Origin of the sequence: Cupriavidus sp. P-10, assembly GCF_003402535.2 — a bacterium.
Classification (GTDB): Bacteria; Pseudomonadota; Gammaproteobacteria; order Burkholderiales; family Burkholderiaceae; genus Cupriavidus.
The window spans coordinates 1587814-1613116 of the sequence record NZ_AP025171.1 but is presented as its reverse complement, the minus strand read 5'-3'; the positions used below and the strand labels follow the sequence as shown (position 1 = coordinate 1613116).

18 protein-coding genes and 1 pseudogene are annotated in these 25303 nt (G+C 63.7%); 7 read left to right on the top strand and 12 right to left on the bottom strand.

Translation table 11 applies throughout. The features are described from left to right. Window positions 1-22: 22 nt before the first annotated feature. The 3 genes from CTP10_RS24320 to CTP10_RS24305 form a co-directional block, all read right to left on the bottom strand. Window positions 23-5011, bottom strand: a complete 4989-nt coding sequence (locus tag CTP10_RS24320) for a two-partner secretion domain-containing protein (protein WP_233528380.1) — start codon at window positions 5009-5011, stop codon at window positions 23-25. 882 nt (window positions 5012-5893) lie between these two features. Then, complete coding sequence (locus tag CTP10_RS24310) at window positions 5894-6919, bottom strand: AraC family transcriptional regulator (RefSeq protein WP_116322921.1); 1026 nt, start codon at window positions 6917-6919, stop codon at window positions 5894-5896. Between the two features lie 54 nt (window positions 6920-6973). Next, window positions 6974-8002, bottom strand: coding sequence for an AraC family transcriptional regulator (locus CTP10_RS24305; RefSeq protein WP_199414710.1), 1029 nt, complete (start codon window positions 8000-8002; stop codon window positions 6974-6976). Between the two features lie 191 nt (window positions 8003-8193). On the opposite strand from CTP10_RS24305, the gene CTP10_RS24300 reads away from it, so the two are divergent. From CTP10_RS24300 to CTP10_RS24290, 3 genes are read left to right on the top strand one after another with little or no spacing between them, the layout of a single operon-like run. Then, window positions 8194-9174, top strand: coding sequence for a quinone oxidoreductase family protein (locus tag CTP10_RS24300; protein ID WP_116322919.1), 981 nt, complete (start codon window positions 8194-8196; stop codon window positions 9172-9174). A gap of 12 nt (window positions 9175-9186) precedes the next feature. Continuing rightward, entirely contained in the window at window positions 9187-10035 is an 849-nt protein-coding gene (locus CTP10_RS24295) for a TauD/TfdA dioxygenase family protein (protein ID WP_116322918.1), read from the top strand. 22 nt (window positions 10036-10057) lie between these two features. Further along, window positions 10058-11704, top strand: a complete 1647-nt coding sequence (locus CTP10_RS24290; RefSeq protein ID WP_116322917.1) for a fatty acid--CoA ligase — start codon at window positions 10058-10060, stop codon at window positions 11702-11704. Between the two features lie 105 nt (window positions 11705-11809). On the opposite strand, the gene CTP10_RS24285 is transcribed toward CTP10_RS24290, so the two are convergent. From CTP10_RS24285 to CTP10_RS24245, 9 genes and pseudogenes are all read right to left on the bottom strand, one after another. Beyond that, window positions 11810-12553 carry a hypothetical protein gene (locus CTP10_RS24285; protein ID WP_147316296.1) on the bottom strand — a complete coding sequence of 248 codons (744 nt, stop codon included), beginning with the start codon at window positions 12551-12553 and terminating at the stop codon, window positions 11810-11812. Then, window positions 12550-14979 carry a hypothetical protein gene (locus tag CTP10_RS24280; RefSeq protein ID WP_271815713.1) on the bottom strand — a complete coding sequence of 810 codons (2430 nt, stop codon included), beginning with the start codon at window positions 14977-14979 and terminating at the stop codon, window positions 12550-12552. Before CTP10_RS24280 ends, CTP10_RS24285 begins: the two co-directional genes overlap by 4 nt. Window positions 14980-15161: 182 nt before the next feature. Then, entirely contained in the window at window positions 15162-15344 is a 183-nt protein-coding gene (locus CTP10_RS24275; protein WP_147316372.1) for a hypothetical protein, read from the bottom strand. Window positions 15345-15361: 17 nt separating this feature from the next. Next, a protein-coding gene (locus tag CTP10_RS24270) for an IS3 family transposase (RefSeq protein ID WP_271815432.1) occupies window positions 15362-16935 on the bottom strand; the annotation gives its coding sequence in 2 pieces (ribosomal slippage) (window positions 15362-16506 and window positions 16506-16935; 1575 coding nt in all). A 52-nt stretch (window positions 16936-16987) separates the two neighbouring features. Then, a pseudogene (locus CTP10_RS24265) lies at window positions 16988-17443 on the bottom strand (contractile injection system protein, VgrG/Pvc8 family); the annotation flags it as partial. Between the two features lie 481 nt (window positions 17444-17924). Then, complete coding sequence (locus tag CTP10_RS24260; protein ID WP_116322744.1) at window positions 17925-18902, bottom strand: tripartite tricarboxylate transporter substrate binding protein; 978 nt, start codon at window positions 18900-18902, stop codon at window positions 17925-17927. 124 nt (window positions 18903-19026) lie between these two features. Then, window positions 19027-19725: a DsbA family oxidoreductase gene (locus tag CTP10_RS24255; RefSeq protein WP_116322743.1), complete on the bottom strand. Its 699-nt coding sequence runs from the start codon at window positions 19723-19725 to the stop codon at window positions 19027-19029. A 58-nt stretch (window positions 19726-19783) separates the two neighbouring features. After that, window positions 19784-19987, bottom strand: coding sequence for a DUF1289 domain-containing protein (locus CTP10_RS24250; protein ID WP_116322742.1), 204 nt, complete (start codon window positions 19985-19987; stop codon window positions 19784-19786). A gap of 84 nt (window positions 19988-20071) precedes the next feature. Then, window positions 20072-21127, bottom strand: coding sequence for a 3-keto-5-aminohexanoate cleavage protein (locus tag CTP10_RS24245; protein WP_116322741.1), 1056 nt, complete (start codon window positions 21125-21127; stop codon window positions 20072-20074). Window positions 21128-21377: 250 nt separating this feature from the next. Here CTP10_RS24245 and CTP10_RS24240 point away from each other — a divergent pair, with 250 nt between their 5' ends. The 4 genes from CTP10_RS24240 to CTP10_RS24225 all read left to right on the top strand — a co-directional run bounded on the left by CTP10_RS24240 (window position 21378) and on the right by CTP10_RS24225 (window position 25294). Beyond that, window positions 21378-22376 carry an AraC family transcriptional regulator gene (locus CTP10_RS24240; protein WP_376790669.1) on the top strand — a complete coding sequence of 333 codons (999 nt, stop codon included), beginning with the start codon at window positions 21378-21380 and terminating at the stop codon, window positions 22374-22376. Between the two features lie 236 nt (window positions 22377-22612). Next, window positions 22613-23077 carry a MaoC family dehydratase gene (locus tag CTP10_RS24235; protein WP_116322739.1) on the top strand — a complete coding sequence of 155 codons (465 nt, stop codon included), beginning with the start codon at window positions 22613-22615 and terminating at the stop codon, window positions 23075-23077. Between the two features lie 56 nt (window positions 23078-23133). Beyond that, on the top strand, window positions 23134-24804 hold the full coding sequence (locus tag CTP10_RS24230; RefSeq protein WP_233528355.1) for an alpha/beta fold hydrolase: 1671 nt from the start codon (window positions 23134-23136) through the stop codon (window positions 24802-24804). 58 nt (window positions 24805-24862) lie between these two features. Beyond that, window positions 24863-25294 carry a phasin family protein gene (locus CTP10_RS24225; protein WP_116322737.1) on the top strand — a complete coding sequence of 144 codons (432 nt, stop codon included), beginning with the start codon at window positions 24863-24865 and terminating at the stop codon, window positions 25292-25294. Window positions 25295-25303 lie beyond the last annotated feature (9 nt).

Here is a 25303-nt window from a genome sequence, read left to right as displayed (position 1 = left end):
TGACGGTGCGGCTGGCAGTCGATTAGCCGACCTTGTTGCTGGCCGATGCCGTGGTGGTGGTCAGGTTGATGTCCCGGCCTGCCGTCGCCGCCAGGTTGCCTGCGCTGATCTTGCCCGCCAGGTTGTCGATATCCTGCTTTGCATTCAGGCCCATGGCGCCGGTGGACAGCGTGCCGCGCTCGTTGCGGATATTACCCGCGTCGATCAGCATCACGTCCCGTGCCGCGATCGTGCCGCTGTTCTTCACATCCCCGCCGGTCTGGATCGCCATGTTGCGCGCCGTGATCAGCGTGCCGTCGCCCTTGAGGTCCCCCTCGCGTACCTTCAGATACACCTGCGGCACCAGCACCTGCTGGGTGGAGTCGTCCGGCAGCGTGACGGTCTTCTCGACCAGCCAGACGATGTCGGTGGTCAGCGCCCGCATCTGTTCGGCGGTCAGAGCCGTGCCGACGTTCAGGGAGAACTGTTTGGCGAACTCCACGCCAGACTGCATCAGCGCCTTGTACTGCGACTCGTTGTCGGTGTAGTCGCCCATGAAGCGCTGGCCGGTGGCGAGCATCACGGCGTCGGCCACCAGTCGCGCCTCGTAGTAGCCATCGCCGAGGCGCTTGAGGACCCGGGTCGGGTCCTGGCCGAGTTGCGTCAGCATGAAGTCGCTTGATAGCCACTGGCGCTGGTTAGTGAAGCGCGGGTCGGTCTCGATCAGGTAGCGCGCGCCGGGATCGGTGCGCGTGACGAAGAGCGCATTGTTGGGCATCGCCAGCGAGGGCGTGACGGTGCGGATCACCTCGCCGCCCAGACGGCCCCCGGCGGTGCTGCCCCCTGGGTTGAGCGACACCTGCGTCAAGGTTGGCGCCGTGGCAATCGGGGCGAGACCTGCCCTCGGGTCGAGGGCGGCGCCGCTGCCCGGGACAGTCTGCAAGTGCTCCTGCGTGGTGCCGGTTGCCAGTACCAGCGGGAGCGTCAGATTGAGCGGCGGCAAGGTGGAACTATCGCTGCGCCGGTCCGGGGCATTGACGCCATGGTTGATGTAGTGCCACGCCTGCGTGCCGGTTTCTGTCTCGTACCGCGTGCCGGTATAGCCTTCGTTGCGCACCGGTGCAGGCACGGTCAGCCTGCCGCCAATGGCGATCTCGCTCTTGTCATTGACCACGGCCCCATTGAGCGCAGCATTGCCGCCGACCAGAATTCGGGCGGGATCGGTATGCAGAACGACTTCCTCGCGCATCTGCGTCTGCTTATCGACGGAGTAGAATTCGTCGACGGTGCGCGCGTGGAAGTCCTTGTTGAAGGCGATGATCTTGTCGTTCAGCACCTTATACCGGTCGTTGTTGACCGTCTGCCAGTCCACGTACTGCTGGCGCGCCGCAAGACACGCGGGCGGGGCGTTGACCTCGCAGGGTGCGGCATAGGGCGGTGGCGCGCTGTCGGGCCGCGCGACCTTCAGCTTATCCCAGATCGGGTGGTCGAACGGGTAGTGGTATTGCTCCGTCACCGGATCGTTGTTGGCATCCGTCACGTAGCCCGATGTATAGGCCAATCCCACCGGCGACCAATGGTCTTCTGGCAGTCCGCCGTAGAAGTCCGGGTTAGAGAAGCCTAGCCAGGCGCTTTGCCAAGGCATGACAGGTCCCGCCTTGCCATCAAGGCCGCGTGACCAGTCGAACGGCGGGCCGAACTCAGCAAATGGATACTGCTCCGAGGGCAGCAGTAGTACGCGTGCGACACCTTTCTGGTTGCCGTCTCGGTACAGCCAGCCTACATCCGTGCCAGGATGGAAGTAATCGTCCTTACCGCTCCAATCGAAGATGAGCGCCGTCGTGGCGTCGATATCCTCCGGGGAGCCCTTGAGACGATAGACCAGCGACGTTTGGACGCCAGTGTCCTTCACCTGCGTTTCGAAATGGCTGTTCTCATTGCGGATGCTGGCCGCATTAATGTTGGCGTCGCGCGCCACATCGATAACAGCCGAGGCGTTGGTCAGCGAGTTGGCCTGTCCCATTGCCTTGCCCTCGGCATCCAGCGCACCACCCACCCTCAGGTCCTGCGAGGAGAGGATAAGGGCGTGCTCCCGGTTGACGATGTCCGGCGCGCCAAGGTCCACATCGCCGGTGCGCGAGGCGATCACGCCCCCCTTCCCGGTGGCGGCGTTCCGGTCGTTCAGGATTTGCACGCCCGCGCCGATGGCGACAGAGTCGCCGAAGATGCGGTCGGTATTGGTGACCGTTGTGCCGGCCTGCACGCGCACTGCGCCACCGTCGATCAGGCCGCTGTTGGTAACCGCCGCGTCGGCACGGACGGTATTGGCGCGGGCTCCGAACAGTTCACCGCTGTTGTTCACATTTTTCCCGTGGAAGCTGGCGTCCCGTCCAGCCACCACCTTGCCATCATTGGTGATGTCGCCGATGGCGTTGCCGTTACCATCCTCGATCAAGACCTGGAGGTCTTGCGCAGCGGCCAAGGTCTTGGTGTTATGGAAATCGGTTTGAAGCTTGACAGTGACGTCACCCGCATTCGACTGCAGCGTGCCATCGCCGGTAAGACTGCTGCCCTCGATGCCAAGCAGGCTGTTGGCGGACAGCAGGCCATCGGCGTTGGTGGTGGCGCCAACATTGAGTTGCGCCGTGCCGCCCGAGGTCACTTCGCCACGGCTGTTATCCAGCTTCATCGCGCCAACGGTCATGGCCGTATCGGCCCGCAGCGCGCCGTCGATGTTGTCGATGGTGCTAGCGGCAATCTGGACAGTGCCGCCTTCCATGCCCTTGGGAGACGCGTCTGTGCCGCCCAGCGTGCTGCGGTTCACCACCGTGCTCGCCTGCACGTCGAGCAGGCCGCCAGCATGGGTAAAGCCTGCGGTGTTGTCGAAGGCGCCGGTTAGCTGGATCTTCGCGTCGCCATTCGTGGCGAGATAGCCATCCTGGTTGGCGAGGCTATCGCCTTTCACTGCCAGCGAACCGCCGGACACGATCTTGCCGCTCGTGTTATTCAGCGCGGTGCCCGTCACGGTGACGGCCTGCTGCCCCGAGACGGTACCGTCCTGGTTGTTGAAGGCGCCGGTATGGAGGCTCATGGCGCCGGTGGCCACGGTCAGCGCGCCCTGGCTGTTGTCGTACAGTTGCCCGTGCGTGTCGACAACCAGGAGGCCGGTGGACTGCACGATGCCCGCGTGGTTATCGAAGAGAGCTGAATCGGTATGGACGTTGCTGCCAGCAATGCCGCCCGAGGTGTTGACCAGTTCTTGCCCGGCGGTATCCAGGCGCAAGTTCTGGCCTGCAGAAATCAGCCCATGGTCATTGATGATCTTGCCGCCCGCTACAGCCAGGTCGGTGGCGGCCAGCGCCTTGCCCGAGGTGTTGTCGAGCGCGCCGGTAACAAGTAGCTTGTCATTTACCGAGCCGATGGTGCCGCTGCGGTTGACGAGGCTGGGAGCGGAAAGGGTGGTGGTGCCGTTACCTGCAACGGTGCCGCCGGTGTTGTCCACCGCCTGCGTGCCGGACACACCCAGCGCGCCGGTGCTGGTGATGGCGCCGTTCTGATTCAGAATGCTGGCGCCATTGACTTGCCCACCGTAGGCACCCGCCACCAGTGCGCCGCCCTGGTTGTCCACGTTGCCACCTGCGACGACCTGGAGCGCCGCGCCCTCGACGCGGGCGTTACGGCTCACAATGTCGCCATAAGCCGACAGGTTGGCGGTGATGTGCGCGACGGTTGTGCCGTTGGACAGGTCCAACGTCGGCGCCGAAAGGTTGGTATCCGCCCCGGTGACGATTTTGCCGCTGGACTGGATGGCGGTGCGCGCGGCCAGGTTCGCCGTGCCCGCACCGGTGACATTGGGGTTGGCGTCCACCCCCGCGCCGATGGTGCCCGTGTTCGCGATCCGGTCGGCCATGCCCAGCAGGTCGATGCCCGCCGCCAGGGTGCCGCTGTTGGTCAACTGGCCCGGCGTGGTGGCCGTGATGCTGCTGCGCGTTGTGACGGTGCCCGCATTGCTGATGTTTGCACCGGTCATCGTGGCGCCGTCTTCGGCCTGCACCCGTCCGCTTGCCAGCACGCGGACATCGCCGTTGTTGTCCACCGTGATATCGCCACCGCGCGCGTCAACTACGCCGCCCAGGTTGAAGCCGAGGCCCTTTTCGGTGCCGATCAGGCGGATTGCGCCATTCGCGAACATTGAGCCCACTGCGGAGGCATCGAGCGCGAATTGGGGTGCGGCACCGCTGCCCACCTGGGCGGTGGCATTCAGGCTCTGGTAATCGACCTGGTTGGCACCGGTCACGGCATTGAGATGTTTGGTCCAGAGTTCGGCATTGATCGAGATTGAGCGCGCCAACAAATCCACCTGCGCTTGCGGGCTGGACAGACCCTGTCCATCGATGGCAATGTGCCCCGCGCGTACGTCGAAGCCGGCCAGATTGCCATCGGCACCGAATACCGGTCGGCCCGTGCTGAGCGTGAAGCGATCCGCATTGATCACGCCGCAGCCCGAGCAGGTGATGCCCGCAGGATTGGCCAGGATTACTGTCGCGCGGCTACCCGCCACTTCTTGCATCCCGAGCAATTGGGATGGGTTGGGCGCGGTGACCTGGTTGACGATCACGCTGGCGCTGTTGTTGCCCAGCTGCATGTTCCCTTGTACCCAGCCTGCAATTTGAGTCTGCGAGTTCTGGCCGGAGTTGTTCAGCACGAGGCCAGATGGTCCGACGTGGTACTGCGTGAAGTTGTTCACACTGGTACCGCCATTGTGGTTGGGCGGTGCGATATTCACAACCGGGACGCCATTCGCGGCCACGCCCACCACCGGGCGTGCACCCGGCGCGCTCTTGTCCACCTGGATGGGCAGCGTTTGCGCGTGTGCGGACTGCTCCAGTACCACGGGAATGCCCATCATCGACGCCGCCAGCACCGTCAGCCACAATACCGGCGCGAACGTCATGCCGTCACCCTGACGTGCCGCGCTACCATGGCGGCCCTTGCCGCGTCCTACCGCACTTTCCTGTACTGCCACCAGCATGCCGCGTGCGGCGCTGAAAACCAGGCGATGAATTTTGTTGTTCATTGGGTACGTGTCGGGGAGAAACGAGCAAGCCCGCCATGGGCTTGGGTAACGCCGCACTGCGCCTAAGCTGGGCCGAAAATAGCGAATCGAGGTCTGGAATAAAATCGGACGATTCCGAAAACGAGGGCGATTTTCGGAATAAAAATTACTGAATACAAAATTATGTAACCTTGAATTCGAGTTCTTTTTCTTTATCCAATTACTGTCGGGTCTGCGGCTTGCGGAAGGAATAGGTGGAGCCGAAATGTCACACTCGTTGACTTTGCGTTGGATGCGCGCGAGAGGCTCAGTTGATGGTTTCTGTTGAAACTCCCGCGATGACGTCGAGCACGCGCCAGGAGGCAATCTCGACCTAGCAGCCTTCGAGGCAGAGTTGCAAGTACAGCGACAGCGCGGCCATGATGCCGACGCGAAAGGCTAGGGAAGGATGGGAAAGGTAGTCCTCGCCGTGCGCGAATAGATAGAGGGGCGGGACGGTGCGGGCCGCGCGTTTCTATAGCAACCGCTGCGTATCAAAGCAGGAAAGCGGTGTGCGGCCAGGGCGCCAGCTTGGTAGGAAGCTATGGAGGAAGAGGGTACCCCGACCGCCTCGTGAGCGGCGGAGCGCGCATCCGTGCGTTGGGCATTTGGACTCCTGTGACAGCGGGGAGCCCGGTTCGCCGCCAAACGAGGGTGGCGGGCCTGACGGCAGGGTTGGCGAACCGGCGTCACAGGGAACTCCGATCCCGCGGCGGCCAAGCGCGCCTTCGAAGCGATGATGACGATGCGGAAAATCGACATCGCCAAGATCGAGGCGGCGCGGCGGGGAGCCTGATCCGGCTGCTGGCGCCCCCGCGCCTACATGTGCTGCGCCTGCGGCACCTGCTGCACCTGCTGCGTCCGCCACTTTGACACGCTGCAGCCAAACTCCCCGCTGAACCAGCGCGAGAACGTGCTCAATGAAGTAAACCCCAGCAGCGTTGCCACCTCGGACAACGGCCTGTCGGGGTTCTCGATATAGCCGACCACCAGCCCCGCGCGCACCTGGTTCAGGATTTCGGAATAGCTGGTTTCTTCCCGCGCCAGGCGGCGGTGGATGGTGCGTCGGTCCACCCCCAAGTGCTGCGCCACCCGGTCCACCGAGCACATGCCGGTGGGCAGCAGCACATAGACCAGCTTGCGCACCTTGTCCGGCGCGGTGGCATTGGCCTGCGCCAGCAGGCCGCCGAGGTAGCGCTTGACCTGGCCTGCCATCACCGGATCGTAGGACGGCAGCGGGGCCTCCAGGTCGGCGGCGGAGCAGACGATGCCGTCGAAGTCCTGGTTGAACAGCGGCTCGATGCCGAACACGCGCATACAGGTCGCCCCGCTGGCGGGGGCGGGGTGGGTGAAGCAAATGCTGCGCGGGCGCCATGACGCCCCCAGGAACAGGCTCAGCATGCGGAACATCACGCCTACGGCGAGGTCGGTGGCCTGGCGCAGCACGCCGGGCTCCTCGCTCAGGACATGGAGCCGGATGAGGACCAGGCCTTCGCCTTCCTCTATGCGCATGGCCAGCGCTTCGTTCTGCAGGCCCATGTATCGCACCATGGATTCCAGCGCGCGGCGCAGCGTGGGCTGCTCGCGCACCACGAAGGCCAGTGGCCCGAGGTTCGAGAACTGGCGCAGCTCCGCCATGCGCAGGCCGAAGTCATCCACCCGTGCGGCGCGTGCCGAAGCATCCAGCAGGCGTCCCACCAGCGCGGCGGGAATGCGGATATCGGGATCGAGCAGCACGTCGCGGCTGATCTTGGCCGCGCGCATTTGCTGGTGCGGATCGAGGCCGACGGCGCGGGCGACTTCGACGTAGTGGGTGAGGCTGGCGCTGCGGAGGTAGTAAGACATCGCGTTATCCGATAGTCGCGAAATGCAAGCGGATGGCGTCCGGACGGGCGGCGCTCATCGTTGCGTGCCCTCGGCGCCGGGCGCGCTTGCGTTGGCGTGGCGCCGGCGCCATGTCAGCGGCGGTTCGCCGAACTGGATCGAGAACCAGCGCGTGAACGTGCTGGCCGAGCTGTAGCCCAGCAGCTCCGCCACCCGCAGCAGGGCGTATTGCGGATTCTCCACATAGCGCAGCGCCAGATCGCGCCGCACTTCATTGAGGATGTCGGTAAAGGTTTCGCCGGCTTCGTCGAGCTGGCGTTGCATGGTACGCAGGCTCAGTCCCAGTCCCTGCGCCACGCCTTCGCAGGTGGCGCGGCCCATCGGCAGCATCAGGTAGACGGCATTGCGAACGTCGCGCCCGATGCTCGGCGCGTTGATGCGCGGCAGCGTGTCGACAAAGCGCTGGGCATAGCGCGCCATGGCCGGATCGCCGGTCGGGTTGGCCGCGTCGAGGTCGGCCGCCCGGCACACGATGCCGTTGAATTCGCTGTCGAACTCGATCGGGCAGCCGAACAGGCGCCGGTGGACCCGCAGGTCGTCCGGCGCCGGGTGCGTGAAATTGATGCTCAGCGGGCGCCAGTGCGAGCCGAGCAAGGCCCGGCACAGGCGGAACAACACCCCCAGCGCCAGCTCGGTGCCCTGGCGCGAAGGCTGGTCCAGCACGATTTCCTGGCGGATGATGACCGCGCCGCCGGCTTCTTCCAGCAGGATCGACACCGATTCGTTGACCAGGTGCCGGTAGCGGATGATGGTGGCGAGCGCGGCGCGCAACGTGGGCTGCTGGCTGATCAGCAGGCTCATCACGCCAAAGTCCGACAACTGCCGCGATTCCGCCATGCGCAGCCCGAAGGTCGGGCAGTCCGCGGCCTTGGCGGCGGCTTCCAGCAGCGTGGCGCAGGCGCCCACCGGGATGCGCTGGTCCGGCTCCGCCAGCAGCGCCTGGCTGAGCCTGGCGGTGCGCAGCAAGGGCTGCGTATTGAGGCCAAGCGCGCCGGCCACTTCAAAGAAATTGGTCAGTACCGCCGCCCGTACCAACGTGTCCAAGGTTGTCTCCCACTTATGGCGGCGGGCCGTCGGAAGGCCGCCGCATTGTCTTTGCAGCGGCATGATAGGCGGGGTTGGCATGAAATGCAAAGCCGCTGGAGTCTATTGCAAAGCTGGCCGGGCCGCGGCGTCCTACATTGCATGCATGCGCGGCACACATCGGTGCCGCAACGTTTCAAGGAGACAAGTGCATGGCAAAGATCGTCCGTATGTATGAGACTGGCGGCCCCGAGGTATTGCGTTACGAAGACGCACCGGTGGGAGAGCCCGGCGCGGGGCAGGTGCACATCCGCCACGTGGCGGTGGGCCTGAACTACGCCGATACCTACTTCCGCAATGGCACCTATCCGGTGCCGCTGCCGTCCGGCATGGGCGTGGAAGCCGCGGGCGTGGTGCTGGCCATCGGCCCGGGCGTGACCAACGTTGCCGTGGGCGATCGCGTCACGTATACCGGCTTCATCAACACGCTGGGTGCCTATAGCACCGAGCGCCTGGTGCCGGCCGCGCCGCTGATCCGCCTGCCCGACACCATCGGCTTCGAGACCGCGGCGGCCATGACCATGCGCGGCCTGACCTCGGCCTACCTGATGCGCCGCATCCATGCGTTCCAGCCGGGCGAGTCCATCCTGCTGCACGCGGCCGCTGGCGGCGTGGGCCTGATCGTTTCGCAATGGGCCAAGCTGCTGGGCCTGACCGTGATCGGCACGGTGTCGAGCGAGGCCAAGGGCGAAGTGGCGCGCGCCCATGGCTGCGACCACGTCATCAATTACAGCCATGAAGACGTGGCTAAGCGCGTGCGCGAACTGACCGACGGCGTCGGCGTCTCGGTGGTGTTCGACAGCGTCGGCAAGAGCACCTTCGCGTCGTCGCTGGATTCGCTGCGGCGCCGCGGCACCATGGTCTGCGTAGGCACGGCCTCGGGACCGATCCCGCCGTTCGACCCGGTGCTGCTGGCGATGAAGGGCTCGCTGTTCCTGACCCGCCCGGCGCTGGCCGACTACATCTTCGATCCTGCCGAGAAGGCTCAGCTGGCCGGGGAACTGTTCGATCACGTCGGCTCCGGCCGCATCCGGATCGAGATCAACCAGCGCTACGCGCTCGAAGACGCGGTGCAGGCGCACCTCGACCTGGAGTCGCGCAAGACCACCGGTTCGTCGATCTTTGTCATTTAAGGAGCCAAAGCCATGCGAGTCCAACAACTCACCTGCGCGCTGGGCGCCGAATTGAGCGGCGTCAACCTGGCTGATGCCGTGCGCGACGACGGCCTGTTCGCCGAGATCCGCGCGTTGCTGCTGCAGCACCGCGTGCTGTTCCTGCGCGACCAGAAGCTCAGCCGGGCCGATCACGTTGCCTTCGCCAGCCGCTTCGGCGAACTGGAAGACCACCCGGTGGCCGGCAGCGACCCGGAACACCCGGGCCTGGTGCGCATCTACAAGACGCCCGACCAGCCCAATGACCGCTACGAGAACGCCTGGCACTCCGACACCACGTGGCGCGAGGCGCCGCAGTTCGGCGCAGTGCTGCGCTGCCTGGAATGCCCGCCGGTCGGTGGCGACACCATGTGGGCGAACATGGCGCTGGCGTACGAACGGCTGCCCGACCACATCAAGTCGGAGATCGCCGAACTGCGCGCACGCCACAGTATCGAAGCCAGCTTTGGCGCCGCCATGCCGATCGAAAAGCGCCTGGCGCTGAAGGCGCAGTATCCCGATGCCGAGCATCCGGTCGTGCGCACGCACCCCGACACCGGCGAGAAGGTGCTTTACGTCAACGCCTTCACCACGCACTTCACCAACTACCACACCGCCGCACGCGTGCGATTCGGCCAGGACGCCAATCCGGGCGCTGGGGACCTGCTGCGCTACCTGGTAAGCCAGGCCTACATCCCCGAATACCAGGTGCGCTGGCGCTGGGCGCCGGACAGCATGGCGATCTGGGACAACACCGCCACGCAGCACTATGCGGTGATGGATTACCCGCCTTGCCACCGCAAGATGGAACGCGCCGGCATCATCGGCACGCGCCCGTACTGAACAAGGCTTAGAGCAAAAGAGCATGCAAGACAACCTGATTACACCGGCCAAGTCGGCCTACGCCTATCCGCTGCTGGTCAAGCAGCTGCTGACCAACGCCCTGAGCCTCTATGGCGACCAGGAGATCAGCTACCGCGGCGAGATGCGCTATACGTTCCGCGATTTCCGCCACCGCATCGGCAAGCTGGCCTCGGCGCTGGCTGCGCTGGACGTCCGCCATGGCAGCACCGTTGCCGTGATGGACTGGGACAGCCACCGCTACCTGGAATGCTATTTCGGCGTGCCGATGATGGGGGCCACGCTGTTCACCGTCAATGTGCGGCTGTCGCCCCAGCAGATCCTCTATACCCTCAACGATGCCGGCGCCGCGATCGTGCTGGTGCACCCGGACTTCCTGCCGGTGATCGAGCAGATCCGCCCGCAGCTGACCGGCAACCCGCGCTTCGTGCTGCTGGCCGATGGCCAGGACGTGCCGAAGACCAGCGTGCCGTTCGCCGGCGAGTACGAGGCGCTGCTGGCGCAGGCGTCGCCGGACTTCGAGTTCGCGGACTTCGACGAGAACACCAAGGCGGCCACCTTCTATACGACCGGCACCACCGGTGACCCGAAAGGTGTCTGCTACAGCCACCGCGAGATCGTGCTGCACACGCTGGCGTCGGCGACGAGCCTGTGCTCGCCGCGCGAAGGGCAGCGCATGCATCGCGAAGATGTCTACATGCCGATCACGCCGATGTTCCACGTGCTGGCGTGGGGCATCCCCTACATCGCCGTGATGCTGGGGCTGCGCACGGTGCTGCCGGGCCGCTATGTGCCCGACCAGCTGCTGAAGCTGCGCGAGACCGAGAAGGTCACCTTCTCGCACTGCGTGCCGACCATCCTGCAGATGCTGTTGCAGGCGTCCGCCAACGGCAAGCCGGACCTGTCCGGCTGGAAGATCATCATCGGTGGCTCGGCGCTGCCGCCGGCGCTGTGCGAGGCGGCCCTGGACCGCGGCATCGACATTTTTGCCGGCTACGGCATGTCGGAGACCGGCCCGATCGTGTCGCTGGCGCAGCTGCCGCCCGGCCGCAAGCCGAAGGACCGTGCGGAAGAAGTCCGCATGCGCTGCTCCACCGGCCGTCCGGTGACGCTGGTGGACTACCGCGTCGTCAGCGAAGACATGCAGGACCTGCCGCGTGACGGCAAGAGCCGGGGCGAGATCGTGCTGCGTGCGCCGTTCCTGACCAAGGCGTACTTCGGCAAGCCGGCGGCATCGGAAGACCTGTGGGCAGGCGGCTACCTGCATACGCAGGACGTCGCGGTGATGGGCCAGGATGGCTTTGTGCAGATCGTCGACCGCATCAAGGACGTGATCAAGACCGGCGGCGAGTGGGTGTCGTCGATCGAGGTGGAGAACCTGATCACCGAAGTGCCCGGCGTGCTGGAATGCGCGGTGATCGGCGTTCCGGATGCACGGTGGGGTGAGCGGCCGATGGCTTTCGTGGTGCGCAAGGCGGGCGTGGAGGTGGATGCGGAGCAGGTTCGCGGGCATCTGCTGGGACATGTCGCGTCGCAGCGCATCAGCAAGTACGCGGTGCCCGAGGCCGACCGCATCACGTTCGTCGATGCGATCCCGAAGACCAGCGTAGGCAAAATCAACAAGAAGCAGCTGCGGGAAGACGCAGCCTGAGAGAGAAGGTAAGGAGCTTGGCGCCAGTCCTCAGGCGGGGACTGGCGCCTTTTTTTTGGCTCCTATATGAACGCGCCTCGACAAGTGATGATTGTGAGTTGGATTTCATCTCTCTTTGTCGCTGTGATCAAACTCTATGGACGACATGAGTTCAGCGATTTCATCAAAAAACGAAACGGGAATACGCAGAGTTCCATTAAAATTTTCCGACGCCCCAATCAATACATTGCTGCCTTGAACGATGCAAATATTTATTCGCTCAAGCTTGGTTTGATTATTTCGATGGAGATATGCAACTACGACTCCCGACCATCCTTTCCCATCAAGCGCGCGAAACTTCACGCCTTTACCCATTGAAATTGGATTCCAGGCATTGTTGGTAAATTTGGCTGGACACCTGTATGAATTTGTGGCTATTATTTGCGTCAATTCCGGAGTAACATTTTCGATATTTTTAATACCCCATGAAAAGTTGGATGTGCTTTCGCACATTATTCCAATCCATCTGTCATCAAGTCTCCCTTTCTTTTTGAACGACCAATCATAGCCGGCCGCCATTTCGGTCTGCGAAAGATATGGCATTCTATTATCAGAAAATCGCGTCGCTGATCGATAAATAATCATATCAGGATCATTGAATCGAATGTGGTCGTCTTTGGCAAGATTAATCGAAAATTTGCAATCCCCTAGGGTAACAGCGATATTTCCGGGCCCATCAGCGAACTGTGAGCTTCCAATATCGTTTCCCACGGAGGTTTTTGGTACTGGCGCTATTTCAGCGAATGTTAAATTGATTGACAGGATGAATGTCATCCCAAGGGCTTTTGCTGCCATGTTTGCGTTTTTCACGGAATCTCCCGGCGAACGTAATCTACTGGAATCTGGCTAAAACTTCCGTCTATCTGGTTGAATGCCGGTGCATCTAGCAATACAACTTGTGCGTTCCCAAAAGCCAGAAATCTAGCCTGGATGCCCCATATGGCTGAATAACTGCTTGAGGGGGATCCGGTATTGACGGTGCCGGCAACTTTCCCAAAAGCTCTGTTCTCATAATAATGCCTTGGGCCACTATTGGTGTTGAGAACCTTCAAAGTTCCGTTTGGTGTGGAATAATATTCATCGGCTCCAGAAGCCGCATTCGACCAGGCCCAGTAGGAGCCCGCGCTATCTGCAGCCTCGAATGCATTCTTTGTGTCATTTCTTCGATTTATAATTTCGGCAGAAATATGTGTCGATGTGTCGCTCAACGAATTTGCTGGGTCGAACATCGTCCTCTTGCCGTTAATAACGGGACGATTATTATTCGCCTGGGTGGTATGCTGCTGCAAAATAAGCTTACTCTGTTCATTGGTGGTAAGCCCGCGAAATGTCCAGTATTTGATGTAATTGGCTGCGTGAGTGAGTTGGAGGAATCCTCGCCCATCCCACGGCCTATACCAGTATGGCGACCCCTCATGATATTTTTGAAACCACTGCGTTTCTTGGGTTGCATTTCCAAAGAAACAAGCCATGCGAACTAGAGGGGTTATTCCGTATTTTCGGAGTGCTGCATTTAGTTCGAGCCGGCGAGAAATGGCATCACTACAATCATTGGAAAGAAGCGATGCGGCTCCATTCAATGATATATTCGACCACAGCCAGTTCGCCCCGTTTTTATCGAATGTAAAGGCAGGAAGAAGTTGCAGAAGTTCATTTCTAGCCAGCCACCCACATTTCCTGAAATGGCGCACAAACGCCAGGGGGTGGAAGAACCAGAATTTCTGCCCACTGTCCAGCGGGGTCTTGTCAAGAAACTGAAGTTGCTTCTGGAATTTGAGGAAATTGTTGTAGCCATTTGGATCGGTTTCCTTACGCTTTCCGAAGAACCCATTCGGGTCATTCAACCGCTTGTAGCGCTCCTCGTTGCCGCTTGCATCCCATTCGCTCGGGGCGTGGCAAATGAAACCCTTGAGTTTTTCCCTTACCTCGGCGTGAGTTTGGATGTAAGCGGCCAGCTTGTCTTCCTGCCCCCATTCAGGGCGCAAACGCTCGGTTGGTGTTTCCAGGTCCTCGACTACCTTGACAATGTTGCGCAGTGCGTCTTGATCGCAGAGTCCGTCCTGGCTGAACAGCGCATTGCCTTCGTCGATCTTCTGCCAGCCCGTAAAGAACGGGAAATTCGCATCGGAGAGTTTCTGGATTGTGCTCTGGCTGATATCAACATAGCCCTGCTTGCCCGCATCGAAGGTCACCGCCACCCACGTCTTTGGCGGGGCAGCAGGCGGAGTCAGATCTTTGCTTAAAATCCGCCCGAACCGGAGCATCTCGTAGCCGTCGCTCGGGCATGACGGATAGAGCGCGGTGGCGCGCGCGTACATCTTGTACTCGTAGTCTGCATAGGCGTCCCGTTCTGGAGCAGGCGTCAGCAGCGTAATGGTGTCGACCTTTTCCAGCCAGGAACGTGTGTAGCGTTGGCCCTTGTGAAAATAGGCTTCGACATACAGCTTGTTGCCGGCGTCCAGTGTGCCCGCCTGCAGCGCTGGAAAGTACTCGGCGGCTGCTCCGACCGCATTCGGAGTACTGACGAACGCTTGAGGGCCTGTGATGACGAAGTAGCTATGCCCCCAGTAGTCTTTTGACGCTGGGGTAGTGGGAGCCGCATTTCCAAGCTGCACCGTGTGGCCAGCCTGTTCGAACCATGCCCCGAAGTCGACTTCGGTCATGAAGATCTCGAAGTGAAGGTGCGATTGCCCGTGGCAGGCTCCGGGATATCCGAGCATGTCCTTGCGGTAGACCTTCAGGTTTTGCGGCACCTTCACGCCATCGCTCGGATAGCAAAGCCATTTCGGAAGCACCGTGGATGATCCGACCGCCGGTGGGTTAGCCGGCAACGGCTTGATGTTCGTGCGCGTGCTTTCGAGATCCAGCAGGTGCATGTACAACGAATAAAAGGTAATGGTTCTGCCATCCCCTGTCTCTGTGGTGTGCTTGAGCAGTACAAAGCCGGTGTTCGAGTTCAGTGCATCGCTGCCGTCGTTCTTCTTTTGCCCATCTCCAATGGCTTTCTGGCTGACGCGATAGGCAACGACTTCACCATCCGCGATGGCTCGGACCGCCTCATTCTGGAGGCTTGGCTGCAGATGCGCACCGCAATGCCAGCGGCGGTCAAACGCGATTGGGTAGACGCCGTGATGGGGCAATTCGAGCTTGTCCACGACATCCATCATCGGGTCAATCCTGGCCGGATCGCTGGATTCCATGCCGTTGGCCGGCAGGAAGGGGGGGCTGATGATCATGATCAGTGGGATGATGGATACAGGTTGCTGAGCTGCAATTGGCTATTCGGCAGGGTCGGCAAGGCAAAGTCCATCCCGTCCGGACCTTCGAACGTAAAGGACGCGGCTTTCACCTTGAAGGCGCCGGAGCAATGGAAGGTGGCGCTGTGGCCGTCGAATGCAGGTAGGCACCCTGCTGCCTGTCACGGCCTTCTTGGCAGCGTGGTTGCCGTCGGGGAAGGCCAGCAGTACAGGCCCTCCTGCGCCATCAACAGCCGGATATTGTCCCAATCCGGCATCTGATACCGCATGCGGAAGGCGTGGCGCGGGCATTTGTGGCGTGTCTTGAAGATGAACCGGTGGCCCTTGAGGTCGGCGCGCGTCAAGGTAGATGTCGCCTCATTCATGCAGCCAAACGCTGGTTTTCGGCTCCTGGCTTGATACCACCGGTGGGCACGGCAATCTCGCGCTCCGGATTGAGCGTGACCGTGTCGATTGGCGACCAGTCGCGCGTGTGTCGTGACCAGCGACGCGGGTTGCAGTCACGAGCCTGAACATAGAGCGCGTGGCGCGCGGCCAGAATCTTGTTGTCCTCTCCGGCATGGCGCTGTGCCGGGCTCACGTAGCGGATGCCGCTGTGCCGGTGCTCATGGTTGTACCAGTGGACGAAGTGGGCCGCCCACGTACGTGCCGTGACCAGATCGGCAAAGCCTGTAGACGGGAACTCCGGCCGGTACTTGGCCGTGCGGAACAGGCTTTCCACGAAGGCGTTATCGTCGCTCACCCGCGGACGCGAGTACGAGGGCTTGACGCCCAGCCAGTGCAACATCGCCAACACCGTGGTGGCCTTGAGCGTGGCGCCGTTGTCACCGTGCAGCACCGGCTTGGCCGCCATGGCGTGAATGCCCTCGGCCAGCGCTGTGCGTTTGACCAGATGCGCCGCGTGGTCGGCGTCGTCGCGGTCGTGGACCTCGAAGCCCACGATTTTGCGGCTGTACACGTCCAGGATGAGGTACAGATAAAACCAGCGCCCGGCGACCTCGGCCGGCAAATACGTCATGTCCCAGCACCACAGTTGGCGCGGCCCCGTGGCCACGTGCGTGGTGGGCGGACGGCGCTGGCGCGGCGCCTTAGCGCGTCCTCGATGCCGGGTCTGCCCATGGGCGCGCAGCACCCGACCGAAGCTCGATTCGCTGGCCAGGTAGACACCCTCGTCGGCCAGCATCGGTACGATGCGCGCCGGCGGCATGTCGGCGAAGCGCGGCTCGTTGGCAACGGCCAGAATGCGTTCGCGCTCCTCAATGCTCAGCGCATGCGCGGGCGTGGGCCGTTCGGCCCCGGGGCGGCGGTCGCCGACCACCAGGCCATCGTGGGCCTTCCAGCGTTGCAGAGTGCGCACGGTTATGCCAGCTACCTCGCACGCCAGGCGCAGGCGAGCGCCGCCTGCATGCGCGGTTTCGATATGGCGGACCATCGTGTGGCGATCTTCCAGGCCGATCATGCGTCCTCGTCCTTGTCCTTCGGGAAGATGCCCTCTAGCTTTTTTGAGAGTATCAGCAGGGCGGCGGCTTCAGCCAGCGCCTTCTCCTTGCGGCGCAGCTCGCGTTCGAGTTCCTTGATGCGGCGCCGATCGGCCTTCGTCTCGCGAGGGGTGGCGCGCGCATCCTCGGGCTCCGCCAGCGCCTGCGTGGCGGCAGCACGCCACTGCTCCAACTCCTGCGGATACACACCGTTCTCACGGCACCAGGCGTTCTTGCTGGCCTCGTCCATCGCAGCCGTCGCCAGCACCGCCTCAAACCTGGCCGCCGCTGTCCATGCCCGCTCGCGAGCGGGCATGGACATAGCGTCCGCACGCCAGCGCTCCAGCGTGGCCACTGCCACACCCAGTTCCCTTGCAACCACTTCCACCGCCGCACTCTCCGGCGGTAACAACCGCGCTACCGCCCGGTCCTTGAAATCCTTCCCGTAACGAGCCACTTCTCTCTCTCATCGCCCCCAGGGTTCAAATTCTATAGGGGCGACATCTATTCTGCCGCGGGGGGAGGTCGTGCCGGCGGAGGATCGCCTCGATGATTTGCGGAGCGGTCTGCTGCTGGTAGATTCGGCTGGCGCGCGTGAGCGGCAGTCGCGCGACCAGCGGCCCGACCACGCTCTCGTAGCCACCGAAATCGCGGGTCTGGCGGGTCTGGCGGAAGTGGGTGATGCACCCCGCGAACTTGCGTGGCTCGCCGCCGTTGGCGGGAGCGATCAGGAAGGTCGCTTCGCGGCCCAGGTAGTCGGCACGGGAGAGTGCCAGCGGGTGCGTGAGCTGGATGGTGACGACATAGGGGGCGCCCATCCGTTCCACCGCTTCGAAGGACACCACCGACAGCGCGGCGGCGCTGGCCGTGCCGGGTACTTCGAGGAAGTAAGCCTGCCGCCCGGTGGTCAGCTCGTTGAGTGCGCGGGCGCCGGGAGCCTTGAGTTCGTCAAATCCTTCCGCCATTCTTGTTCACTCCGCTTTCGCCATACCGTTACGCTTGGTACTTCGTGCCAGGTTGGACATTCGCTGCCGCAGGCAGCCAGGGATTGGCAATTGTGCGGAGCATCGCTGCGCCCGCATTTGAGACGCATCAATAGATGTCGAACGGTACGGAAGGGGCGCAGCGGAATATCGGACGCCTCCTGGAAATCATCCGATCACGCTGAAATCAGTATTAAGATAATCTGAATTCGCCAGAATGATTTTCATTGGCAGGTGCCCCAGCGCGCCCGCGTCGTACCGGGCGTCGGTGGCGAACGAGTTGTCGATGGTGATCAGGGCTCAGGCGGGAGGGGATGGGAGAGATGGGAGAGATGGCCGACGTGGCCGGTCTTTGGAAAACGGCAGGCAGGCTCCTTGGGTAAGAAAACCCGCCGCTCTTTATCACGTGAGGGTGGCGGGCCCGACGACGAAGGCAGCAAACCGTCGGAAAAGAAGTGCCCGCTCAAGGCTGAATATTGAACGCCTTCACAATCGCGCCATTGCGCTCGAACTCATCGTGCAGCGACTGTCCAAGCTGCTGCAATGACTGCGCCGGCATCGGTTCATAGCTCAGCGCCTGCATCCGCTCCTGCACCTTCGGCGTTGCCGCGGCCTTGTAGGATGCGGTCTGGATCTTCTGCGCCAGCTCGACCGGCACGCGCGCGGAGGCGATTACGCCAACCCAGTTGCTGAACTCGACATCCGGATAGCCCAGTTCCGCGAACGTCGGCACTTGCGGCAGCAGCGGCGAGCGGCTCTTCGACGCCACGGCATAAGGCTGCAGCTTGCCCGCCTTGATCATCGGCAGCGACGTTACCATGCCGTCGTACATCACCGCGATCTGTCCGCCCATCACCTGGGCCAGCGCAGGCGCCGAACCGGCGAACGGCACGTGCTGCAGGTCCATGCCGGTCTTCTGGTTCACGATCACGCCTGCATAATGCGACGCCGTGCCGGCGCTGTAGGAAGCGAAGCTGAGCTTGCCGGGGTTGGCACGCGCGTAGCTCACCAGGCCGTTGAAGTCCTTGGCGGGCAGCGTGGGAGCGCCCACCAGCAGCAGCCGCGACCGCGCCACCGCGGCCAGCGGGCGGATGTCCTTCATGGTGTTGTAGGGGGTCTTCAGCACGTGCGGCACTTCCGTCAGCACGTTGGTCGCGGTCACCATGATGGTCTGGCCGTCGGGCGGCGCGGCCAGCATGGCGCTGATCGCGATGCCGCCGCCGGCGCCCGGCTTGTTGTCGACCACCACGGGCGTGCCGAGGTCGGCCGAAAGCTGGTCGGCCAGCAGGCGTGCGATCACGTCCATGGTGCCGCCGGCAGGCGCCGGCACCAGCATGCGCACGGGCTTGCTGGTCCAGGCCATGGCGGCGGGCATTGCCAGTGCCAGCATGGCGGCAACCGCGGCGTGGCGGGGACGGAACAGGGTGGGGCGGGTTGACATGGTTGTCTCCAATTTAAAGATATGAGATGGAACTGGCCCATGCCAGCCTTCTTGCCGGGACGGTCATGGGGTCAGGTTTGAAGAGATCGGGGGCGCGTGCGCCGGTGTGCCGGCGCAGGCAGATTCAGCCGGCGGCCAGCGTGGCGCGCTGTTTTGCGCGCGCAAGGGCCCGCTTCATGGCTTCGAGCAGCACGGCGGGCGGCCGTGCGCCCGACACGCTGTGCGTGCCGTTGAAAACGAGATAGGGCACGCCGGAGCCGGCGCGCAGCGGCCGGTCTTCCGTGTCGTGCAGTGGCGGCAGCCAGTCCAGGTCCCGGCGGCCGGCGTTGGCGCCGTCGTCAGGCAATGCGATGCCGCAGCTTGCCGCCGCGCGCCGCAGGACCAGCGGATCGCCGATGTTCTCGCCACGGATGAAGTAGCGCGTGAACAGTTCGTCCAGCAGCGGCGAAGCGGCAGCGGGGCCGGCTTGCTGCACGGCGTGGCGTACCAGGCGGTGGGCCAGCAGCGTGCTGGGAAAGGTTTCGATGCGGTCCAGCGCCAGCGCGATGCCAGCGTCGAGTGCCGCGGCGCAGACTTGCGCCTGGCGCGCGGCCAGGGCATCGGGGCCTCCCAGCCGTGCCAGGTAGAACTCGCGGTAAGGCGTGCCTTCCGGTGGCGTGACTGGAAGCAGTGGGTAAGACCGCCATGCAACCTGGACGGCAACGTTCGGATGCTCCTGGCCCAGCCATTCGATGGCGGTTTCCAGGTGCTTCTTGCCGATCATGCACCAGGGGCAGATCAGGTCGAAGTAGGCATCGACCGTAAGCGTGGATGGGTGGTTCATGGCAACAGCTCGATGACGCCCGCCGGCGCATGCGTGCCTGCCAGCGGGCGATGGGGAATCAGGGCGCGGTCGCGGCCTGCGTGCGGCGCCAGGGCTGGCGGGCAGGCAGTTCGGCCAGCACCTCGGCGCGCCGGGTGTCGGTCATGCTGTCCCAGGTGCCGATTTCCAGCGGTGTCCTGCCGCAGCCCTGGCAGTACTTGCCGGCCACGTCCAGGCGGCAGATGTTGAGGCACGGGTTGGCGACGGCGACGGCAGGGTTCATGACTTCAGCAGTGTGGTGGTTCGCTCGGCGGGTGGGCCGGTAAACGCCTGGCCGGGACCGGGGCCCACGGCCAGGCGACGCACGTCAGGCAGCGCGCCGCGGCAGGTTCTTCTCCCCGGCCTTGCGGTTGGGCGCCATGCCGTGCGCCGCAAGGGTTTCATCGGCGCTGTCGTACCAGGTGCCGATGCGGTAGATCTCGCGCGCTTCCTTGCCCGAGGCGATCTCGCGGCCCAGTTCCTTGGCCACGCGCACGCATTGCTCGATCTGCTGCACCGACGTCATGCGGTTGCCGTGCTGGTCGATGATGGTGTCCTCGATGCCGCAGCGCGGGTGCAGGCCCATCGACATCGCCATCATGTTGAACGGCAGCACGTTCTTCAGCAGCGACTCCGCGGTCAGCGTGCAGCCATCCGGCGCGCGGTGGACGAAGTTGAAGAAGTTGAACGGGTTGGGGCCGTCGAAGCCGCCGCCGATGCCGATCCACGTCAGGTTCAGCGGGCCTTTGTAGAGGCCGGCGCGCACCATGCGCTCCAGCGTTTCCATCGCGTGGATGCCGGTGAGCTGGAAGTGCGGCTGGATGCCGGCGTTGCTCAGGCGGCGCAGGTGCTCTTCCACCCAGCCCGGGCCGGCCGGCACCGTCATTTCGCGGTAGGCAGCCTGGTAGGCGGGATGCTCCAGCGAGGTACCTTTCAGGTACTCGGGATAGAGCAGCTCCATGATGTTCATCTGCGTGGTGTTGATCGCCACGGTGACCTGGTCCGGCTTCGGGTCCAGGTCAGCCAGCATATGGCGGGTGTCGTCGGACAGCCACTTGGCAGCCTGGCCATCGTCTTCCGGCGCGAACGAGATCGAGCCGCCGACCTGGATGATCATGTCGGGCACGGCGGCGCGCACGCCGGCGATCAGCTCGTTGAACTTCGACAGGCGCTTGGAGCCCTTGCCGTCCAGTTCGCGCACATGCAGGTGCAGCACGGTGGCGCCGGCGTTATAGCAATCCACGGCCTTTTGCACCTGCTCTTCCATGGTCACCGGGATGTCTTCGGGGAAGTCCTGCGGCATCCACTCGGGGCCATACGGGGCCACGGTGATAACCACCTTGTCCTGGTTCTCGGGGTGCAGGGAATCGTCGAGGAATTGCATGTGTGTTGCTCCTGTGATTTGTCGGCATGGGCGCTTGCGAGCACGCCGGCTCGCAGTCCGTGAGCCTGTAGTCGTGGCCATTCGGATGTATCGAAGTATCGGCGAACGGCGTCCGGAGATTTGGCGATCCGGGACGCTTGTTTGGCATTTCGGGACAGTCAGGGAAAACACGATGTGCGGGGATCGGGCGACGTTGCAAAGTGTCGGAGCGTTGGCGCGGCACGCGCCGTCTTTCCTCTCCGTCCCCCCAGTGAACTGCCTGTCCCCCACCGTCCCGGTCTCCTTCGTCCATGGCTTCCTGCCAGGTGCCGACCCGGCATTGATCGCGCGGCTTGCAGCCCGCTCTGGCATTGCGACGGAGCTGATGGACGAGCCCGCGGCGCGCGTGACGCAGGAGCAGTTCGCAACCCTGTACCGGCTGCTGGCGCACGAACTCGACGATGAAATGCCCGGCATCTTCAGCCGTCCGTTGCGCAACGGCACGCTCAAGTACCTGTGCCTGAGCTTGCTGGATGCGCCACGGCTGGAAGTGGCACTGCATCGCTTCGGGCAATTCTTCCGCCTGCTGCTGGACGAGTTCCGCGTGGAGTCGCGGCGCGACGGCAACGCGGCCTATGTGGAGCTGGTGGAGCCCGCCGCGGGGCCGACGGTGAACGCGATGGCGCGCGAGCTGATGCTGAAGCTGGTGCATGGCGTGGCGTCATGGCTGATCCGCCAAAAGATCCCGCTGCAGGCGGTACAGCTGCCGTCCGGGCGGCCCGCGCAGGCAAGCGACCATCTCTACCTGTTTCCCGGCCCGGTGCACTTCGGCTGCCAGCGCGGCGCTATCGTCTTTGACGCGGCATACCTCGGCATGCCGGTGCGGCAGCGCAAGGCCGACCTTGAAAAATTTCTCGCCCGCGCGCCCGAGGACTGGATCTTCGTCACGTTCGCGGAGCCGATGACCTGCCATCGCGTCAGGCAGCACGTGGCGGATTGCCTGCCGGTCGCGCCGACGATCGAGGCGGTGGCGGCGGCGCTGCACTGTTCCGTGCGAACGCTGTGCCGCCGGCTCTCCGCGGAAGGCACCACCTTCCAGGCGATCAAGGATGACGTGCGTCGCGACATCGCCATCCAGCGCCTGACACGCACCGGCGACGCGATCGCGGCCATTGCCTTCGACGTGGGCTTCGACAATCCCACGGCCTTCCATCGTGCCTTCCGGCAGTGGACCGGCAGCACGCCCAACACGTACCGCCGCGCGCCGTAGCCGCGCATGCGGCTGCCAATGCCGGCCGCGTGACTGACAAATCGTGCCATCCCGGGAGGACTCGGCAGCGCTTTGCGCGCACGCTGCGCCGAGGCCGTGCAAAGCGGCAAGCATTGTCAACGATTGGGCAGGTTTTGGTAGCTGTTCTGGCGCGCCTTGCCACTACGATGCGGCAGACAAACAAGCGTGTGTCCGACGCGGTCGGAGGCACAGAACCAGGGTTAGCAAGGAGGCATATGGCTATTGAAGGCTACAGCATGAGCACGCTCGGCGCATTCGTCGGCACGGAGCTCGGCGTTTCGGAATGGATGGAGGTGGATCAGGCGCGCATCGATGCATTCGCGCAATGCACCGGAGACCACCAGTGGATCCACGTGGACGTGGAACGCGCGCGCCGCGAAAGCCCGTTCGGCGGCACCATCGCGCACGGCTACCTGACGCTGTCGTTGCTGGCAGGGAAGCTGGTCGAGATGGGCGTGGTACCCGCGGATGCACGTGCCGCTGTCAACTACGGCGTAGAGAAGACGCGCTTCCTGGCGCCGGTGAAGACGGGGGCGCGCGTGCGCAATCGCGTCAGGCTGATGTCGGCCGACAGCAAGGGCGATGGCCGCGTGCTGCTGCGCACGGAAAACACGATGGAAATCGAGGGCGAAGCCAAGCCGGCCATGGTGGCCGAAGCCCTGGCGCTTGTCATGGCGTGAAGTGGCAACAGCGGATATAGCAGGAAAGCAAGCAGGAACGAAAGATGAGAAGCAACATGACAAGTGCAGCCAACGTGGAGGCGCCAACCGACCTTCTGGCGGGACCCAATCCCTTCGTCGGGATCCGTCCCGAAGACTTCATCACGGCCGCGCAGCAGATCGGCGCACAGTGCGTGCAGGAGCCGGTGCTGGTGCTCGAGCAGCAGGCGCAGCTGGCCCATGACCTGGTCAGCGTGCTGGATGGTTCGGCACCGATGCCGTCGGCGCGCGACCGGCGCTTTGCTGACGATGCCTGGCGCGAACATCCGCTGTTCCGGATGTCGCTGCAAGGCTACCAGGCCTGGCGTGACGCGCTCGAGGGCACGGTGCGGCGTTCCGTGATGGACCCGCGCAGCAAGCATCGCGCGCAGTACTTCACGTCGCTGCTGGCCGATGCGCTGGCGCCGACCAACACGCTGGCGGGCAACCCGGCGGCACTGCGCAAGACCTTCGAGTCGTGCGGCATGAACCTGGTCAGCGGTCTGGTCAACCTGGCCACCGATGTCCTGACCAATGGCGGCATGCCCGCACAGGTCGACAAGAGCGCATTCAGCGTGGGCAAGAACCTGGCTGCCACGCCTGGCGTCGTGGTGTTCCGCAATGAGGTGCTGGAGCTGATCCAGTACGCCCCGACCACCGCGAAAGTGCATGCGCGGCCCCAGCTGATCGTGCCGCCGCAGGTCAACAAGTTCTACGTGTTCGACCTTGCGCCGGGCAAGAGCATGGTGGAGTACATGCTGGGCCAGGGGCTGCAGGTGTTCGTGGTCAGCTGGCGCAACCCCACGGCGGCGCAGCGCGACTGGAATCTCGATACCTATGTCGGCGCGCTGGTCGAGGCGATCCATGCGATACGCGATATCACCGGCAGTGCCGACGTCAACCTGCATGGCGCCTGCTCCGGCGCGATGACGATGGCCGCACTGCTGGGCTATTGCGCGGCGAGTGGCGAAAAGCTTGTGCATGCCGTCACGCTGATGGTGGCAGTGTTCGGGCTCGATGCGGAGTCGCAACTCGGCCTGTTCAGCACGCCCGAGGCGGTTACGGCCTCGCGGCATGGCAGCGCGTCGCAAGGCGTGCTCGACGGCGAGGCGCTGGGCCGGGTCTTTGCCTGGCTGCGGCCCAATGACCTGGTGTGGAACTACTGGGTCAACAACTACCTGCTCGGCAACGCGCCGCCGGTGTTCGACGTCCTCTACTGGAACAACGACACCACGCGCCTGCCGGCTGGGCTGCATGGCCAGTTCCTGGACATGCTGACGCTGAACCAGCTCGCCACGCCAGGCGCGCTGAACGTGCTTGGCCACGCCATTTCGCTGTCCGACGTCGACTGCGACAAGTACGTGCTGGCCGGCATGACCGACCACATCACGCCGTGGAAGGCCGTGTACCGCTCGGCGCAGGCGTTTGGCGGGCGCACCGAGTTCGTGCTGAGTTCCAGCGGCCACGTGCAAAGCCTGGTCAATCCTCCCGGCAATGCCAAGGCGAAGTATTTCCGCAACGGCACGCCCGATGCGCAGCCCGAGACCTGGCTGGAAGGCGCCACCGCCGAGCAGGGCTCGTGGTGGGAACACTGGACCCAGTGGCTGAAGAAGCGCTCGGGCCCGAAGCGCAATGCGCCCGCCGAGCCCGGCAGCCTGAACTTTCCCCCCCTGGGCGAAGCCCCGGGCCGTTATGTGACCGAGGCCTGATGCGCCGCCGGAACACTGCAATCTGAATTCCTCAACCCAACTGTCAGGAGAAACCAAGATGGAAACGACCAACACCGCAGGTGCATCGGCCGCACAGGCCCCGCACAAGAAACTGCTCGACTTCGTGCGCAACAACCGCCTGGACCCGTCCGCGGTCCTGGAATCGCGCCGCAAGGACATCGAGGCGCTTGCCAGCGTCAACGTGATGCTGCTGGGCGGCTTGCAATCGCTGGTGCGCCAGCAGGCCGAGTTCCTGTGCGATGCCGCCGCCGACCTGCAGGCGCTGTCGCGCGGCAGCCAGGCTGTCGACGGCAAGGCCCCCGCGAAGCTGGCGGAAGCCCTGCCGCGCTCGCTGCAGAAGGCGGTAGCCGGCGTGCGCGGCCTGACCGACACGCTGTACAAGGCCCAGGCCGACAGCATTTCGGTGGTCGGACGCCGCCTCGCCGAGAACGTTGAGGAGGCGAAGGGGATCCTGCGCCCGAAACAATAAGTGGCGGCG